The 17,648-nt window shown below is 36.1% G+C and carries 16 protein-coding genes and 1 pseudogene; 6 read left to right on the top strand and 11 right to left on the bottom strand.

Going from position 1 to position 17,648, the window contains the following annotated elements; translation table 11 throughout:
• The first annotated feature begins 366 nt into the window (after positions 1-366).
• Positions 367-1,215, top strand: coding sequence for a copper amine oxidase N-terminal domain-containing protein (locus AC625_RS03430; protein WP_049680001.1), 849 nt, complete (start codon positions 367-369; stop codon positions 1,213-1,215).
• 185 nt (positions 1,216-1,400) lie between these two features.
• Here AC625_RS03430 and AC625_RS27565 read toward each other — a convergent pair whose 3' ends face one another.
• The 3 genes from AC625_RS27565 to AC625_RS26375 all read right to left on the bottom strand — a co-directional run bounded on the left by AC625_RS27565 (position 1,401) and on the right by AC625_RS26375 (position 2,995).
• Positions 1,401-1,700, bottom strand: a complete 300-nt coding sequence (locus tag AC625_RS27565; RefSeq protein WP_245644927.1) for a transposase — start codon at positions 1,698-1,700, stop codon at positions 1,401-1,403.
• Between the two features lie 241 nt (positions 1,701-1,941).
• On the bottom strand, positions 1,942-2,388 hold the full coding sequence (locus AC625_RS27560; RefSeq protein WP_245644926.1) for a hypothetical protein: 447 nt from the start codon (positions 2,386-2,388) through the stop codon (positions 1,942-1,944).
• Between the two features lie 406 nt (positions 2,389-2,794).
• Entirely contained in the window at positions 2,795-2,995 is a 201-nt protein-coding gene (locus AC625_RS26375) for a hypothetical protein (protein WP_180320058.1), read from the bottom strand.
• A gap of 760 nt (positions 2,996-3,755) precedes the next feature.
• Here AC625_RS26375 and AC625_RS03420 point away from each other — a divergent pair.
• The 5 genes and pseudogenes from AC625_RS03420 to AC625_RS27555 form a co-directional block, all read left to right on the top strand.
• A complete protein-coding gene (locus AC625_RS03420; RefSeq protein WP_425415473.1) occupies positions 3,756-4,736 on the top strand; it encodes a FecCD family ABC transporter permease in 981 nt (326 codons plus the stop codon).
• Positions 4,737-5,753 carry a FecCD family ABC transporter permease gene (locus tag AC625_RS03415; protein ID WP_049680000.1) on the top strand — a complete coding sequence of 339 codons (1,017 nt, stop codon included), beginning with the start codon at positions 4,737-4,739 and terminating at the stop codon, positions 5,751-5,753. It abuts the gene before it with no gap.
• 22 nt (positions 5,754-5,775) lie between these two features.
• The gene (locus AC625_RS03410; RefSeq protein WP_049679999.1) at positions 5,776-6,690 is read left to right on the top strand and encodes an iron-hydroxamate ABC transporter substrate-binding protein; all 915 of its coding nucleotides are present in this window, start codon (positions 5,776-5,778) and stop codon (positions 6,688-6,690) included.
• 667 nt (positions 6,691-7,357) lie between these two features.
• On the top strand, positions 7,358-8,548 hold the full coding sequence (locus AC625_RS03405; RefSeq protein WP_049679998.1) for an MFS transporter: 1,191 nt from the start codon (positions 7,358-7,360) through the stop codon (positions 8,546-8,548).
• Positions 8,549-8,807: 259 nt separating this feature from the next.
• Positions 8,808-8,987, top strand: a pseudogene (locus AC625_RS27555) (IS3 family transposase); the annotation flags it as partial.
• A 94-nt stretch (positions 8,988-9,081) separates the two neighbouring features.
• On the opposite strand, the gene AC625_RS03390 reads toward AC625_RS27555, so the two are convergent.
• The 8 genes from AC625_RS03390 to AC625_RS03355 are packed head-to-tail and all read right to left on the bottom strand — an operon-like array spanning position 9,082 to position 17,608.
• Positions 9,082-10,266: a M20 family metallopeptidase gene (locus tag AC625_RS03390; RefSeq protein WP_049679995.1), complete on the bottom strand. Its 1,185-nt coding sequence runs from the start codon at positions 10,264-10,266 to the stop codon at positions 9,082-9,084.
• Between the two features lie 13 nt (positions 10,267-10,279).
• Entirely contained in the window at positions 10,280-11,173 is an 894-nt protein-coding gene (locus tag AC625_RS03385; protein ID WP_049679994.1) for a carbohydrate kinase family protein, read from the bottom strand.
• Positions 11,174-11,188: 15 nt separating this feature from the next.
• A complete protein-coding gene (locus tag AC625_RS03380; RefSeq protein ID WP_082190932.1) occupies positions 11,189-12,028 on the bottom strand; it encodes a BtpA/SgcQ family protein in 840 nt (279 codons plus the stop codon).
• Positions 12,029-12,037: 9 nt separating this feature from the next.
• On the bottom strand, positions 12,038-13,042 hold the full coding sequence (locus AC625_RS03375; RefSeq protein WP_245644925.1) for an ABC transporter permease: 1,005 nt from the start codon (positions 13,040-13,042) through the stop codon (positions 12,038-12,040).
• A complete protein-coding gene (locus AC625_RS03370; protein WP_049679992.1) occupies positions 13,035-14,537 on the bottom strand; it encodes a sugar ABC transporter ATP-binding protein in 1,503 nt (500 codons plus the stop codon). Before AC625_RS03370 ends, AC625_RS03375 begins: the two co-directional genes overlap by 8 nt.
• 54 nt (positions 14,538-14,591) lie before the next feature.
• Complete coding sequence (locus AC625_RS03365; protein ID WP_049679991.1) at positions 14,592-15,542, bottom strand: substrate-binding domain-containing protein; 951 nt, start codon at positions 15,540-15,542, stop codon at positions 14,592-14,594.
• Between the two features lie 22 nt (positions 15,543-15,564).
• Positions 15,565-16,851 carry a M20 family metallopeptidase gene (locus AC625_RS03360; RefSeq protein WP_049679990.1) on the bottom strand — a complete coding sequence of 429 codons (1,287 nt, stop codon included), beginning with the start codon at positions 16,849-16,851 and terminating at the stop codon, positions 15,565-15,567.
• A gap of 22 nt (positions 16,852-16,873) precedes the next feature.
• Positions 16,874-17,608: a glutamine amidotransferase gene (locus tag AC625_RS03355; RefSeq protein ID WP_049679989.1), complete on the bottom strand. Its 735-nt coding sequence runs from the start codon at positions 17,606-17,608 to the stop codon at positions 16,874-16,876.
• Positions 17,609-17,648: the final 40 nt, after the last annotated feature.

Genomic DNA, 17,648 nt, shown 5'->3' with positions numbered 1-17,648 from the left:
ATTCTAGATAGCAGAATCCTTGATGACTTTATGGTTTCTTTTAAACTAACAAAAAGGCCAGTAATTAAACTGAGTCTCATAAAATAATTGTTTACTTTCATATAAGTTGTGATCCCCCTCGAAATCAACAAAAGTCGAGGTCGCACCAGAATAGATTTTTTGCGATATTTTAGAGACATAGAGAAATATTCGCAGCGCAAAATTAATAACCAAATTACTTAGTTTCTTATTCTACTTACGGTGCGGTTTGAACAAAGGCTTAAATGTTAAATAAAACATGTTATACTATATTATAGGAGATTTCGAACAGAAGTGCCTAAAATAATGTTGGATATGTTTACTATTTTAAAAAGGAGTTGTTAAATAATGAAAAAAATTCTCTCAGGAATTTTCCTTGCATTAATCCTAATACTTACTTCGTTTCCTGTTTATGCAGCAAACATTCAAATCAAGATGGACGGTGTTGTTATTGCATCCGATGTGAATCCCGAGATTAGGATCAATCGAACAATGGTGCCTTTGCGTGTTATCAGTGAAAATTTGGGGGCAAAGGTCAATTGGTCGGATTCCGAAGTCACTCTCACTAAAAACGATATGCAGGTAATATTAAAAATAAATAGCCATTCAGTAGTAAAAAACGGTAAAACGGTGCTGCTTGATGTAAAACCATATATAAAGAATAATCGTACATTCGTTCCGATGCGTTTTCTTGCAGAAACATTTGGCTGTAATGTCAATTACAAAAACTCCACAGTAACAGTTGATACGCAGCCTTTAGTCATAGATAACGTGAAAATAAAGGCACTCCAAGAGGAATACCATATGACCATGGGTGGTGTAGTACAGCAAATCAAAGGGAATGCATACAATAAAGCAATTTATAATATTTTTATAGAAAATAAAGGCAGTAAGGTAGAGGCTCCTGCTAATTATTCGTGGCGTTATAATATTGACACTCCTGGAGCCTATTATAAAAATGCACAATATGATTTTCTAGATCTAGAAGGTAATAGCATTAAACGGTTTGATATTTATACATTAATTAAATCTTTTCCAGCTGAAACTTTGGCGGGATATCCAGAGGTTTTAATTTACGACGCTACTGAAAACCAATGGTATTTATTTACCGATACCGCATTTCAATCTATTAATCAGTTAATAGATACCGCCTATAAGAACGGTTTCCTAAAAATTATTAGTAATACAGTCGCATAGAGTGTAGAAAAGATATTCTAAAAAATATACAAGGCTTTATTTACCAATCCCACAGCTAAAGCAGTAGGATTCTTTTTCGCAAACATTTCACTTACAAACTCCCAAAGGAAGTCGCAGAGGCAAATCTTGGGCGAACAACTCTCGATAGAAAAACAGTCCATCGAAAGGGCAAGGTCTGTGCCTACTTACACCGTCCGTTCGGCGATACTTTTCTCTTTTTTCAGTTGATCTTTTGGATGTTTTTCTTTTTGTCTTTCTTCCATGGACAAAAAACGCTTATACCAAACCAGTTGCTTATATAAAACCGAAAGAAGTGGTTTCATTTCCATGGGATATTTCTTGCGCACAATATTTTGCGCTCCATTCACATCACGATAGATTTCTGTTTGGTGAACAGAACATATGGAGTGTCTTCCGTTTGCTTGGTGTCGACCCCCACAAAACGGACAATCTTGGGAGGTATAGCTTTCTTCTGTTTCTTCCATGCGGATGAGCTTTGTATTTTAGCTTTTGTTTGATTTCCCCCTGATTCCATAGCGATAATTGTTGTCGTCTTTTTTTATCGTTTTTCCGTTTCTTCTTCCTATTTTTCTTTGTATATTTTTCCATACCAGATACGTTTCCGATGACAAAGGTCGTTACTTTTTCTTCTTCTAAAAAAGAAACGACTTCTTTTGTTGTCTTATGTCCCAACTCTTCAAGCTGATTTTTTGTCTTTTGTCGAATTCATACTCTTGCCTGTCTATATTTTTTCCATTGACGAGAGCCCTTTTTACAACGCGACATTTTCTTACTCAAATCGGCTAATACCTTGGCACGGAAGTGAGAAATACTACGCATCGCTCGACCCGAAATTAATAATGCTTGATCCTCGGTCGCTACAGTTGCGGAGTGAATTTCATCCAACTCTCCACCCGCCGCTTTAAAAGCATACGATGAAGTGTCTTTTTCTGGTACAGATACGGAATAACAAAACCAGTAGACCCCGTTTCTCCAAACGATCTCTGCGTAGTTACAGTTTTTCCAATCTTCTTTTGAAAGATTAGGAATGGTGGCAAATTTGTTTTTCTTAGGAACTTTTTCATTCCAATTTTTCTTTTTAGTTAAAAGGGTAGAGAGTCTTAATTCGTATTCTACTTTTTTAATTTTGATCGCTTCGTTTGAAATCTCCATGGACGCTTGTTTTAACGGAATACAATACTAGGATTTTTTCGCCACGGATATTTTGCTTTTTTGTCCGTTACTCGTAGCTGACAAATGGTTTCACGATTGGCAACATATTTATCTGCAATAGCTTGAACTGTTTGAGAATGAAGATGATACGTTTGTTTCCGAATCGCTTGGATTTCCGTTTTACTTAACCACTTTTTTAAAGGAAGAATAATAAGAAGCTGCTTCTCCCTGCATGAGCCTTAACTCCGAATACAATTTTTTTCATAACGTATTTTAAATGAATGAGTCACAAACACGGTGTTTTCCTCCTTTCTTATTATTTAAATGACTCCACACTCCAATTGAAAGATCATTCGTTCTATTTATAAATAATACGTTCACTTAACGCACAAAAAAGTCGAACCATTTACGTGTCTTGAGACACGCCTGGTTCGACTTCACTATCATCCCATCTCTGAAGAATCGGGCTTTCTCGTTCGGAAAGGTCTGTAACAGAATGAGATTCAGGTACATTCATTGGAATATCTTCTAATCTACCTAAAACTATACAAGCACCAATCGTCACATCATGGAATGCATCCATCAGATTGAAATTGGCTGCCTTCACTGCTTTTAATATATCGATATACAGGGCAGGCGCACTTTTGTTTCATCAAAGAAATCACGAACCATACCACTTACTGTCAAATAAACTGGACCATGACTGGTAATATAAATGTGTCTTCTAAAGCCTTGTTCTAGTAATAACTTTACAATCTTATCTAAATAAGCTATTCCGTCTTTTACGCTAGAAAAAGTGCAGGCACCGCGCGAATTTTGTCGGAATTTATTGAGTACTTAACTCGAAAATTAAGAGACTACTCAGCTTTCCCACCTATTCTTAGATGATTGTAGTTTTGTATTGTAAAGAATCTTCTAAGTCAAAACACTATTTATGGGTTTGGTTCTATTCACACCGTCTTTATTATATCGGTTTACTGTTCATCATCATTCTTTTTCATCATTGAGTCGGGAGTTAAGACTTATGTTGGTTTTATAGATAAAATAATTTTAGTCTAAACATAAATGACAATGATTGTAAATGGGATACTTTTGTTCACAAATTCAGTGAAAGTAATTCTCAATTAAACATTGACTTATTACTATTTAATATTTTACAATAACAATTCAGTTGATAATAATTATCATTATTAATTAAATTTTAGTAGATTACAAACAAAGGAAAATCTTAATTTCTAAAATCCACGAATAGATGGTGGAGTTTTAATCTAATTTGATTTAATTCTATATACTTAAATTGAAGGATGAGATTTATGTTAAACTGCTTTTCTTCTAGAATCCTGAAAATGAATGCTCGAAATTATCTAATGATCGCTCTTTTTAGCTCGATAATTTTAGGAGTATTGTTATGTATGGTTTTAGCTGTAACTTTTGGAGCAAAGCAATTGACTTTCCATACTGTTTGGTCTGCTATATTTGATTATAATCCAACGGTTACACAACAACAGATTATTCATGAGTTGCGTTTTCCACGTGTGATTGGAGCTGCTGTTATTGGAGCTGCTTTTGCAGTATCAGGAGCGTTGATGCAAGGAATAACCCGAAATCCATTAGCTGATGCCGGAATTCTTGGAATTAACGGAGGTGCAATGTTGGTGGTTGCACTTTGTTTCGCCTTTTTTCCAAGTATCCCCTACTCTCTTCTGATGGTTTTTTCATTTGTTGGTGCACTAATAAGCACATTGTTGATTTTCCTGATTAGCTCTGCTGCTCCCGGAGGGTTAACACCAATTAAACTTACCATTTCTGGTGCAGTAGTTGCAGCATTTTTGCATTCACTAAGTACCGGAGTAGCCATTTACTTCAATCTAAGTCAAGATTTAGCTTTTTGGTATGCAGGAGGAGTAGCGGGAATTAAATGGGCGCATTTAAAAGTATTACTTCCTATTATTCTCGCTACTATTATTTTGGGGATATTTTTAGGTCGATCCGTCTCGCTTCTTTCTCTCGGAGAGGACACCGCAGCGAATTTGGGAGTAAAAACGAATCGTGTCAGGTTAGTTGGAATAATAGCCGCTGTCATTTTAGCAGGGGTTTCTGTTTCTGCTGTTGGTTCAATAGGATTTGTCGGTCTTGTTATTCCTCATATTTCAAGAAAGTTAGTTGGCGGGAATTATCAGCTAATTATTCCGATGTCAGCATTGTTAGGCGCTATATTATTAATTTTAGCTGACTTGGGGGCTCGGATAGTAGACCCACCTCGTGAGCTAGCTATTGGGATTATGACAGCTCTTGTTGGCGTTCCTTTCTTCTTATATATTGCTCGTAAGGTTGGGAGGGGCCTATAAGTGAACTACCTACTGAACAAAGATAACAAGAGGGCTTTTATTGTCACCACTGTATTTATTTTTATTAGTGTAATAGTCGTTCTACTTAGTTTAAATACAGGAACACTCAAGATTTCACCACTAAAGATCATTCAAACTTTTTTAGGACAAGGGGATTTTGAAAGTTCTACAGTATTATTTGATTATCGTATGCCTCGAATATTAATTACAATGTTAGCTGGAATAGGTTTAGGGATTTCCGGTGCAATATTACAAGGATTATCTCGTAATCACTTAGCAGATCCAGGCATACTAGGATTACATGCAGGGGCAGCTTTTGGTCTTATTATCTTTGTTACATACTTTCATTCAATGGATAAAAATATAGCTCTTTTCATTCCATTATTTACATTTGGAGGAGGAGCTTTAACAGCATTATTAATTGTCTTATTGGCCTATGACCGATATAAAGGATTATTACCAATCCGACTTATTCTCGTAGGAATTGCCATTTCTGCTGGATTTAGTGCCATTACACTTTTTTTCTCTCTTCGTCTTAATGAAGAAACATATTCATTTGCATCTAGATGGTTAGTTGGCAACATTTGGGGAAGAGATTGGATAAATGTAATGGCTCTTCTTCCTTGGATTTTAATTTTAGCGCCTTTCACTTGGATTAAATCCAAAACGCTTAATGCATTATCTTTGGGTGATGATATTGCATCCGGTTTAGGTGTTTCCGTTGAAAAAAATCGAATACTTCTATTGGCAGCTGCTGTTGGTTTATCTTGTGCTAGTGTAGCAATGGCAGGTGGGATCGGCTTTATTGGTCTTGTTGCACCTCATCTTGCTCGTCGATTAGTGGGGACTATGTACCAACATTTTCTTCCTCTGTCAGGATTGATTGGGTTAATAATACTAGTGCTTTCTGACACCATTGGACGTTCTATCTTTCAGCCAAATGCAATTCCGGCAGGTATAGTCGTTGCGGCAATAGGTACACCCTATTTTCTTTATTTACTTGCTAAAACAAAATAATTATTGAACAGGAGTGGAAATTATGAAAAAGAAATTTATCATTTTTATCAGTTTTATTCTAATGCTTATGTTATCGGCGTGTGGACAAAATAATTCAAACACTAAAACAGCAACAGGTACGGAAAAAGAAAATAGTGAAGAACCAAGAATTGCTTCACTTTCTATACATTTAACGAATGATTTGCTTGCTTTAGGTATTACGCCGGTAGGTTCAGTTATCGGAGGAGATTTAAAAGATTTTCTACCACATGTAAAAGAACAGTTAAAAAATACAAAAAAACTTGGAATTGTTAAAGATCCAGATATGGAAGCAATATTAGAATTAAAACCATCTGTTATTTATCTTGATAAAGAATTTTCTGGACAAGATATCTCAAAATATGAAAAAATTGCACCTACCCATGTATTTGATCTAGACGAAGGAACTTGGAGAGATCATTTATTATCAATAGGGAAACTGGTTAATCAAGAAAAACAAGCACAACAATTTATTGCAGATTATGAAAAGGAAAGTAAAGAAGTTCAAGCTTTAATTAAGAAAAAGTTTGGAGAAGATAATAAGGTAATGGCAATTCGTATTACAGCCAAAGAACTACGAGTGTTTGGCACAAAAAGGCCTATGGGACCCATTCTATTTCAAGATTTAGGATTGAAACCTGCGAATGGTATTGAAAATATCGACAAAAACCAACCTTTTGAAGTGATCTCTCAAGAAGTCCTTCCAGATTTTGATGCAGATGCAATTTTTGTCATCGTCAACAGAGATGATGAAGCGAAAACAGCTTTTAATGAATTAGAAAAAACAGCAATCTGGAAAGGTTTGAAAGCTGTTAAAGAAAACCAAGTTTATCTAATTCCTGATCAGCCATGGCTTGATTATTCTGCATTAGGAAATAAAATGGCAATGGATCATGCAAAAGAAATATTTTCTAAATAGAATCTGAATATATTTTCAGTTTAAACTTTCTGATGAATATTTCCATAAAAAATAATAGCAACAAAAAGGCAACAGGTTACAAGAACTTGTTGCCTTTTTGCTTCTAAGAACAAGCAATTTAATAGAATTTTAGATAACGAATACATTCGATATTTATGTTTATGTACAAACTATCAATGAAATGAACTGAGCCATTTGTTATTTTTATTTTCAAGAACTTATTCAAAACGGACTTGTTAGTGATACATGAAGCGCAAAAACTAGGGCTTCACAATATAGTTTTTAGTTTTGCGACAGGGAGTTAATCCGTTATTTACCAAATTATTTTTAGATTTTTTTAAAGGATTATCGTTTCAGTATCCCAAAACTACAAAAACCTCATTTACTTATGGTGCGGTTCTCCATAGTTTGTCTTACATGACAGAAAGTATCTTGAAATAAGTACGTTTTGCTATTTAGTTAATGCCTTTTAAAGTAATGAACCAGGTTTGAGTTTTATTTAATGATGTTTCTATAAAACGGACTTCTTATCGTTAATCAATTTTTATAGAAATAATCAGCGATAACTAAGCAAGGGTTTTCCTCGTAAAAATGTTTTATGGTATGATAATTAGATTGTTTATCTACCCTGTGACACATTTACATTCATCTAAGAAAAGAGGTATTTATGCACGACACAAAATTATCCAAGCGACATTGGTTACTCATCTTAACACTTACTTTATTAACATTTGTTCTCGGGACAAGCGAATTTGTTATCATCGGGATCTTAACCGATATTTCCTCGAGTCTCCATATAACAAATGCAAAAGCAGGGACACTCGTTTCTGCGTTTGCAATTACGTTTGCCATTGCCACACCACTCGTGATGTCGGCAACAAGCCATTTTCCAAAGCGTAAATGGATGTTGTTTTTGATAGGTTCGTTCATCATCCTGAATGCTTTGTGCGTGATTTCGACGAGCTACATCATACTCCTTGCACTTCGGATGATGACTGCGATTGTAACAGGAGTCTTAATTTCACTTGCCATGATTGTTGCAAGTGAAACCATGCCAATCGCAAAACGTGGACTTGCTATATCATTCGTTTTCGGTGGTTTTACTCTTGCAAACGTGATTGGAGTACCAATAGGCACTGTCATCGCTGAATGGTACAACTGGAATGCAACCTTCCTGTTAACAACTTTTCTCGGCGGAATTGCGTTTTTGGCATCTTTCTTCATTTTGCCTACTATGCACAGTCCAATTCGCAGTTCGATGCGTGATCAATTTTCTTTGTTAACACACCCACGAATCTTAATGGCTTTTTTCATTCCATCTCTTGGATTTGGAGCGACGTATGCTGTTTATACGTATCTTGTTCCGATCCTGAAAGGAATGGAAGCACCAAGTAGTTCAATCAGTCTGATCTTGTTTGGCTACGGATTTATTTCTATTTTCAGCAACATACTCGCTGGTAAAATTGCTAGCTACAATGCTATCGGACGCCTTCGGTTTGTTTTCCTGATTCAAGCCATTGTTCTGATCAGTTTATATTGGACGACAAATAATTTTATCTTTGGATTGGTTAACATTAGCTTGATGTCATTAATGGCCATCCTTTTAACAACATCTACCCAGCTTTATTTGATAGATCTTGCCGATATTTATCAACCAAAAGCTACAGGATTAGCAGCTTCACTGATGCCAGTAGCAAGCAATGTCGGTATCGCCTTTGGTTCCGCATTAGGCGGAATGGTTTACCATCAGGGAAATTTGATGAATGTGACTTTGGTCGGTGGGCTACTTGCTATCTTTGCAAGTCTTCTAACTTTCTTAAGTCATCGCTTAGACCAAAAACAAAAAAAAGCAGCATAAGAGAGAAGCTACAAACGCCTTGGTATGCTTCCTATGGTACCTCCAATAGAACAAAAATCATGGCATAATAAAATTGAAGAAAGAAGTATCAAGAACATTGAGTTGTTCTTTGATACTTCTTTTAAAAATAGGACTAGGTGCTTCCCTCTAAAAATCAAGCGGACAATTGCGAAAGAATTGGTTAATGAAGAATATCCTGCACCTGGTCAGAAAAATGCTACGGATAAGTGGCATGGTTCAACAGTAAGACTAACATCTTGGAAACTGCTTAGATAACGCACCAATGGAATCGTTTTTTGGTCATTTAAAGGATGAAGTTGAATATAAACAAGCACTTAATAATCTGGAAGAGTTAAAACGAATGATTGAGACGTATATCAACTATGACAATACAACACGAAAGCAGTGGAATTTACAAAAGATGACTCCGGCACAATACGAGGTCATCTCATCACAGCATAGAATGCAAAATCTCTTTTTATTAAACTGTTTACTTTATAGGGTTCAATTCATTTTTCGAGTTTTATATTCTTTTACTTTAAATAATTAATAGCGAGGGAAATATAAAACCGAATGGAGTCTAGATATTTTTGTATGTCAACCCATTCATCGGGCTGATGAGCCACCGTAGGCTCTCCTGGTCCACAGATTAATATCGGAACATTTTGAAGATGATTCCTATAGATAGACCCATCTGTATAATAATTAACTCCCCCTAGATAAGGATCTTTTTGCAAATATGCTTGTGCATTATCCAAAGCTGTCTGAATAAATGGTTGATCGGGCGAAGTATATACAGATCCTAAGTTGTTTATGACATCAATTTTATAAGAAACGTTCATTTCCTCAGATACTTTTTGTAAGAGTTCATTTATTTTTTCGATAATCTCCTGATGGTTTTGCCCTGGCACAGTTCGAATATCAATTGTAATTTTGCACTGATCAGGCACTATATTTGGACCTACTCCGCCTTTAATCATTCCTATATTTAATGTAGAATCTCCTAAAATATCATGTCGTTCATAACGAATATTATAATTGTTTAGTTCATTAATAAATTGATTTATAGCCAATATTGCATTAATCCCATGAGATGGCATTGAACCGTGAGCTGTTTTACCATACATAGAGATCTCAAGCCAAAGTGCCCCTTTGTGTGCAACAACCACCTGGTTTGAGGTAGGTTCACTAATTACAATAGCTGTAGCTCGGTCGATTTGACCTTTTTTAAGTACTTCTTTAGCACCAATACAATTTACTTCTTCCCCAACTGTTCCAATGAATTGTAGATTTCCATTCAATTTTACTCCTGCTTTTTGTATACACTCAATTGCTAAAACCATTGCAGCTACTCCACTTTTCATATCAGAGGAGCCCCGTCCATATATTCGATTTCCTACTTGTTTGCCCTCAAAGACCGGAAGAATCCATTCTACATTTCCAACGGGAACAGTGTCAAAATGACCGCTGTAAACCAATGTTTTTGAGTTTTTAGTTAATGGCTCTTCACTTGAATATGAAACAATTAAATTTTCTCTATTTTCTTCAACAACATCAGAATGGATCAATAGGCCAGATTCACGTAAACGAAGGCTTATTAAATCAGCTAGTGCTTTTTCCATCCCGGGTGGATTTATTGTATTCACTTGAATTAATGATTGTAAAAATAATATTGCATTATCATCATCAATATGTTTAAATACATTTTCTATTTCCAATCTAACTCCCCTCCTATTCAAGCGTCAAAGGCAGCCCTTTTCTAGAACCAATCTGAGATACTACCCTGCCTCCTAAATTAATTCCTGTCTGTAAAATCAACTCCTGTGGCCATTCTCGTATGATTCCATATAGTGCACCTACTGCAAAAGCATCTCCTGAACCAGTTGAATCTATTGCTTCTACCTGTAGAGCGGGTAGCTGTATTCGTTTGTAAGTTCCTCCTGAGAAAACGCTTGAAAGAGCTCCCTCTTTTCCTAATTTAATAAAAACTTGCTTGATACCTAATTCATGTAGCTTCCTAATGGAAGAATCAATATTTTGTTCTGGGAACAAATCATTTAGTTCAGAACGATTGACAAACAGAATATCTGTTTTCAACAGTATGGGCAATAAATAAGACAAGCCCTTCTTCGTTAATAAAGTACTAGGATCTAAAGAAATCTTGAGATTTATATTCTCTTCTTTCCATTGAAAGAATGATTCAGCGACTTCTGAATCTGGACTACTTAAATGTAAAAGTGTAATTTCCTCATAAAATTCCTGTGGTACAATTTCAAGATTATAGTTTTCATTTGCGCCTGGATAGGTATACATTGTTCTTAAACCAGAACCATCTACTAATGCCATTGCCGTTCCTGAAGGCTTCCCCTTAATTATTTGGACATAATCTAGTTTAGTATTCTCCAAATTTCCCAAAAGATAGGACGTATAGATATCATCACCAATCGCACCTAAAAAATAAACCTCCTCCCCCAAACGGGAGAGACCAACAGCGACATTCGCTGCTGACCCGCCCGGGGTTATTTGAAGGTTCTTAAGTTTGGTCTCCTGATCGATTTCTGTAAATTTATCTACAAGGCCAATTATATCTATATTAATAAAACCATGTATAGCAACCTTTACCATGTTAAGACCTCTAATCTATCGGAGTGAATGAACTTCGTCCATGAACTTCTTAACTCTTTCTACCTCTACTCTCTCCCACCAATTTCCGTTTTCTTTTAATGAACTCCCGACAATTGCTCCATCAGCTATGGAGAGGATTTTCTTTGCATTTTGATCAGTCATTCCACTGCCAATTATTACAGGTAAACTAGCATTCTCTTTTATTCCCACAAGTTCATCTAACGACGTTTCGTCACCTGTTCTATTTCCTGTCGCAATTAATATATCTGCATCAAAAAACTCATTATCCCTTGTTTGTTCTGCTAGGCTGCGGTCTGCCACGATGGAATGACTTCCATGTTTCACATGAACATCAGCCATGATTTTAATATCGTCACCGTAAAGATTTGCTTTATATCTCATTGCGCTTGCTGAGGCACCTTCTACAATTCCCTCATTAGCAACGTACGCATTTACCCATTGATTCGATCTTACCCACTTGGCTTTACACGCTTTTGCAATTGCAATGGCTGGAATGACCGCATTTGCTAAACAATTGACTCCAAGAGGTAGCTTTGTAGCTTTTGCAATCTCTACTCCGACAGCAGTCATAGCTGCAACTGTTTCAAAGCTAAAATCTCCTGGCTTCGGGAAAGGGATATCCCATGCATTTTCTATTTGCAATCCATCTATCCCTCCTTCTTCCAAGCGACGAACATCCTCCAAGGCAAATTCAATCATCTCATCAACGCTTTCACCTTTATAATGAGGTGCGCCGGGGAGTGGTTTTAAATGAACCATTCCAATAATCGGCTTACTCACATGAAAAATATTTTCTAATACAAATTTCTTTTCAGGAAATATACCACCACTCATCATTATCACCTATACGCTAGCCTTTCTTCTTGCTTTAATTGAATTTAACCAAACCGCTAAAAGTATAACTACACCTTTAATCATTAGCTGATTATAAGAGGACACATTTAATAAATTTAATCCATTGTTCAGAATGGAAATAATCGCCACACCCATTAAGGTTCCAGAAATTTTTCCTTCTCCTCCAAATAGATTTGTCCCACCTAAAACAACAGCAGCTATTGCATCTAATTCTGAACCTGTACCTGCATTTGGAGAACCTGATGACAAACGGGAAGCAAGTACAATACCCGCAATCGCCATAATAGCCCCACCAAAAGCATAAACACCAGTTTTGACTAGTTTTACATTTATTCCACATAATCTAGCAGCTTCTTCATTGTCTCCAATTGTATAAACATATCTTCCAAAGCGTGTATGCGATAATAATAAATGGCCAATAATCGCAACAATAATCATAATCACAATAGCAGTTGGAATAGGCCCAATAAATCCTCTTCCTATCTCACGAAATAAAGCATTAGAAACAACGATTGGCGTTCCTTCGGTGTACACAAATGCGATTCCACTAAGAATAGTCAACATGGCTAAAGTCACAATAAATGGCGGAATATTCTGTGTTGAAATAACAGTGCCCATGAATAACCCAATTAGCCCACCAATGATAATCGTTATGAGAATTGCCAATGGTATTGGTACTCCTGCAGCAATCAATCCACTTACAGCTACTCCACTTACAGCCAGCTGTGATCCTGCACTTAAATCAATTCCACCTGTAATAATAATGAAGGTCATGGCTACAGCCATAATACACAGAACTGCCGATTGGCGCATTACATTGACTAAGTTGTCAACTGATAAAAAATCAGTTGTTATAATGGACATTATTATAAAGAGAAGAGCCAGTCCTATTGTCGTACTACCTTTGTCAAAAATGACGAAAAGAGTATTTTTCCAATATATATTTTTATTATTCCGACTAATTTCGATGCTAGTTGAATTATTCTTAAGCACTTATTCCACCCCCAAAAGCTAATTTCAAAATATTATCAGAGGTAATCATATCTTTTTCCAGTTCACCAGCAATAGTACCTTCCCTCATTACGATTGTCCGGTCACTCATTCCAACGATCTCAGCTAATTCTGAAGATATCATGATAATCCCAACTCCTTGCTCAGCAAGTTTACTAATTTGGGCAAAAATTTCTGCTTTTGCTCCAACATCTACCCCTCGACATGGCTCATCTAAAATTAGAATACGTGGTTCTTGGATCATCCACCTTGATATGATTGCTTTTTGTTGATTTCCTCCGCTTAAAGTAGATATCGTCTGTTCTATCGATCTAGCTTTAATATTTAGTTTCTTCTTATAGTCTTCCGATTCTTTCTTTTCTACCGTCTTATTAATAAATAGTTTATTGGTATATTTTCTCAGATTCGGAAGGGAAATGTTATCTCTAACAGTTTGTTTGAGAACTAGCCCTGTTTCTTTACGGTTTTCTGTCACAAAACCGAGACCTAGCTTTATTGCATCACTTGGCCCTTTAATTTCTACCTTTTTATCATCAATAAGAATTTCTCCCGTGTCCTTTTTAAGCATGCCGAATAATGCCTGGGCAATTTCTGTTCGTCCTGAACCTACAAGTCCGGCAATACCGAGAATTTCGCCAGTACGCAGATCAAAGTTAATATCATTAAGAACTCCTGTTTTTGAAAGGTTTTGTACTTTTAGAATTGGTTCACCGATTGGAACATCTACTTTATTGAAGTAACTCTCCATTTTACGATTAACCATTAATTCTACTAAGGTATCAACATTCTTGACTTCACTCATAGGTAAAGATTTTATATACTTACCGTCTCTTAAAATGGTTACAGTATCACATACTTTAAATATCTCATCCATCCTGTGAGAAATATACAAGATACTAACACCTTTATTTTTTAATTCTGTAACTAACGAAAGTAATATCTCTGTTTCTCTTTCTGATAAAGAAGATGTTGGTTCATCCATGATTAGTATTTTTGCATCTTGTGAAATGGCACGTGCAATCTCGATCATTTGCTTTTGAGCAATACTAACATCTTTAGCCATTTGTTTTGGATCTAAATTTATTTGAAGCGATGCAAAAATTTCTTTTGCGGCTTGATTCATTTGTTTCCAATCAATGAATCCCATCTTGTTTACAGGTTGACTACCTAGAAACACATTTTCTGCTACAGTTAGGTGGTTCGCCACATTTAATTCTTGATAAATACAATGAATCCCTAATTTCTTTGAATTTTTAGGATCCATATTCTCAACTTTTTCACCTTTATAATAAATTTCACCACTAGATTTTGAATAAGCACCCGTTAAAATTTTCATTAAAGTGGACTTCCCTGCACCATTTTCACCTACAAGAGCATGAACACTACCTGGATGAACAGTTAGTGAAACATCAGTTAAGGCTTTTACACCAGAAAATGATTTTGTAATATGCTTCAACTCAATTATTGGTGAGTTCATTTAATAACTCCCCCTCTCTTTTGGAGTTAACATCAAGGAGATAAATCTCCCTGATTATTTTTGAAAATGTTCATCGACATTTTCTTTATCAATAAGAATGACAGGAACACTAATATTTTTATCTAGTTTCTTGCCATTGATTGCTTCAAGAGCCGCTTTAATAGCTTCTTCACCAATTTTAGAAGGCTGCTGCTGAATCATTGCTAGTATATAATCTTCACGGACTCCTTCTGCTGCCTCATCCGTCACATCAAAACCAATAATTTTTGTATGCTTGTTGTTAGCTGATTCAAGAGCTGCTAATGCACCTAAAACGCTGTTCTCTGCAGTAGCATAAATATAGTCGACATGCGGATTCGCTTGAAGGATATTTTCAACTGTAGCCATTGATTTTTGACGATCGTACCCAGGTTGACTGTTTAGAATTTTAACCTTATCAAACCCTTTTAGTGCTGCTTTTAATCCCTCTAATCTTTGTTTTTGTACGAAAGATTGTTCCTGAGTGACAACTGCGACTTCTACTTCTTTCCCACCTGTCTCAACTTTCTTTTTGAAATACTCACCTAATTGTTTACCCGCTTCATAATTTTCAGTTCCGATAAAAGTATCTACACTTTCACTTTCCACAACAGCATCAGCAGTAATAATAGGAATTCCTTTATCTTTCGCTTCTTCAATTACAGGAATAACTCCAGCATTATCAACCGCTAAAACGACTAATGCATCTACATCTTTTTGCATATAATCTTCAATTGAGGATACTTGCTTCGCTAAATCCAAGTTAGGGTCATTTACTAATAATTCTACTCCAGCTTCTTTAGCCGCTTTTTTCATCCCATTGTCAATATCAATAAAAAACTGATGACGTAGTGTAGCTGTCGTAACTCCAATTGTTAATTTTCCGTCTTTCTTTTTGTCGGATCCTGCCTTTTCTACATTAGACGAACTACAAGCTGCCAAAATCATGACCATAGCTGCAACGATAAGTAAAAATCCTTTTTTCATAAATGTCCCTCCATATTTTTAATTATTTAAAATCATTGACTAAAATATCACACCAAGAAATAATGAAATTCACATAGATCTCGATTAATGATAAAAACTGGGATACAGACACTGATTCATCGACACAGTGGCATTGCCTTGGATCTCCACACCCTACAATAACCGTAGGAATGTTACCGAATCCAGAAAGTATACGAGCATCGCATCCCGCAGGCATCCCCTCAATTACAGCTTCTTTGTGCAACACACCCTCTATTACACTCTTCATTTCTTGTACGAGTGAATGAGTTATTGGCGTTTCAAAGGGATATCCTTCCTGATAGACATGTACTTGAGGAGGATGTGCCTTCAACCACTTATCACCATTGATAACGCTCTCAATCACTCCTAACACTTGGCTGTTCACACGCTCTCTTGTTTGTTCATAAGCTTCATTTTGTTTTGGCTGATAATGAAGACAAGTTTTTAACGTACAAGATCCTGGAACTACTGAACCAGCTATACCTCCTTCTATCTCCCCTAGATTAATAGTAGGGCCTGGTAAAAGGGGATGTTTCTCTGTCATAAGCCATCGATGCTCCAAATCTTTCAGAGATTGATAGATTTTTATCGCCTTGTCAATAGCATTGACTCCCTCCCAAAGCTGGCTGGAATGAAGACTATGCCCTTCAACAACAATTTCATGAAATAAAAAACCCATATGCGCTGGCTGGATGTGTAATTGAGTGGGTTCCCCCACAATCGCTGCATCAGCTGTATAACCTCTTTCTACACAAGCAAGAGTTCCATTCCCGCCACCTTCCTCATCAACTACGGATTGGATAATTAAATCACCTTTTAATCGTATTCCTGACGTCTTAATGACTTGTGCTGCTAGAATCATGGCAGCTAAAGATGCCTTCATATCGGTAGACCCAAGTCCATATAGAACATCTCCTTGAACTTGTCCTAGGAAAGGATCATTAGACCACTTATCTCGGTCCCCGAATGGCATAGTATCTATATGCCCGTTTAGTATTAAAGATTTTCCTCCACCCGTTCCTTTTAGAATTCCTACAATATTGGGACGATCGCGATTATCATGACCTAAATTAGCACCTGGAAACTTTTTAATCTTTTCATCTTCCACCAAAAACTCGTCAATCTCAAAGCCAAGATCCATAAGTTTCTGTTTAATGATTTCTTGCCCTGCTTTTTCTTTTCCACCAAGAACTCCATGCCCAATCACTTGAGTATCAGTTTGTACTAATTGTGACAAGAAATTTATATACTCTTCCTTATTTGAATATACGATTTCATTTACAGTCATTCTTATCACCAGCCTACGATTATTATTTCTTAATGTGTTCTAAAATTCGTTGCCACAATGGTTGATAATATTCCCAGTCCATGAATTCTAATGGTCCCCAATGTGGTGCACAATCGCTAGCAAAAGCAGCTGTTTTCCCTTTTCCATATCCTCCAATAACTAATAATGGATCTCCTTCGATTTGTACCAAAGTTGTTGCATCTTCCTTTGCAGAAAAACGATTATAGCCTAAAAACGGAGGCCATTTTTCGAGATCTTTTGTAATCGAGTGCTCAGAAATTGTTTCAGGATAAACCCCTTCTGGTTTTTCCACCCTATCATCTCTGTCTAACATTTCTACTGGAAGAACGTCAGCAAGAATCGTATTTTTATAGTTAGCCTTTCCTTCTATCCCCATAAAAGATAGATAGCCTCCTATCATCAATAGCCCTCCGCCATTTTCTACATATTGACGTATAAGCTCTAAGGAATTCGGAATTCTCTCCATATAATAAAAGGTTTTATTTTGAAGTAAGAAAGTATTACTTCCTATATCACTAATCACAATCGAATCATACTGCTCCAAGGCTTCAAGATTATCTGGAAATCTCACTTGAACTTCATGTGAAGGCATATAATCAATTTCTATACCTCTATTTCTTAAACTATCAATTAAAAAAGTTGCGCCTTCTTCATATTTAGTTGATTCAAACGTGTCATACCCTTTTGCATGAATCATATGAACAGTCCATGATTCCCCTATAAATAATATTTTCATTTCATTTCCCCCTCATTATATGTAAGCGATTACAAAGCTA

Origin of the sequence: Peribacillus loiseleuriae (genome assembly GCF_001183985.1) — a bacterium.
GTDB lineage: Bacteria > Bacillota > Bacilli > Bacillales > DSM-1321 > Peribacillus > Peribacillus loiseleuriae.
This window is presented reverse-complemented; position numbering and strand designations above follow the sequence as displayed.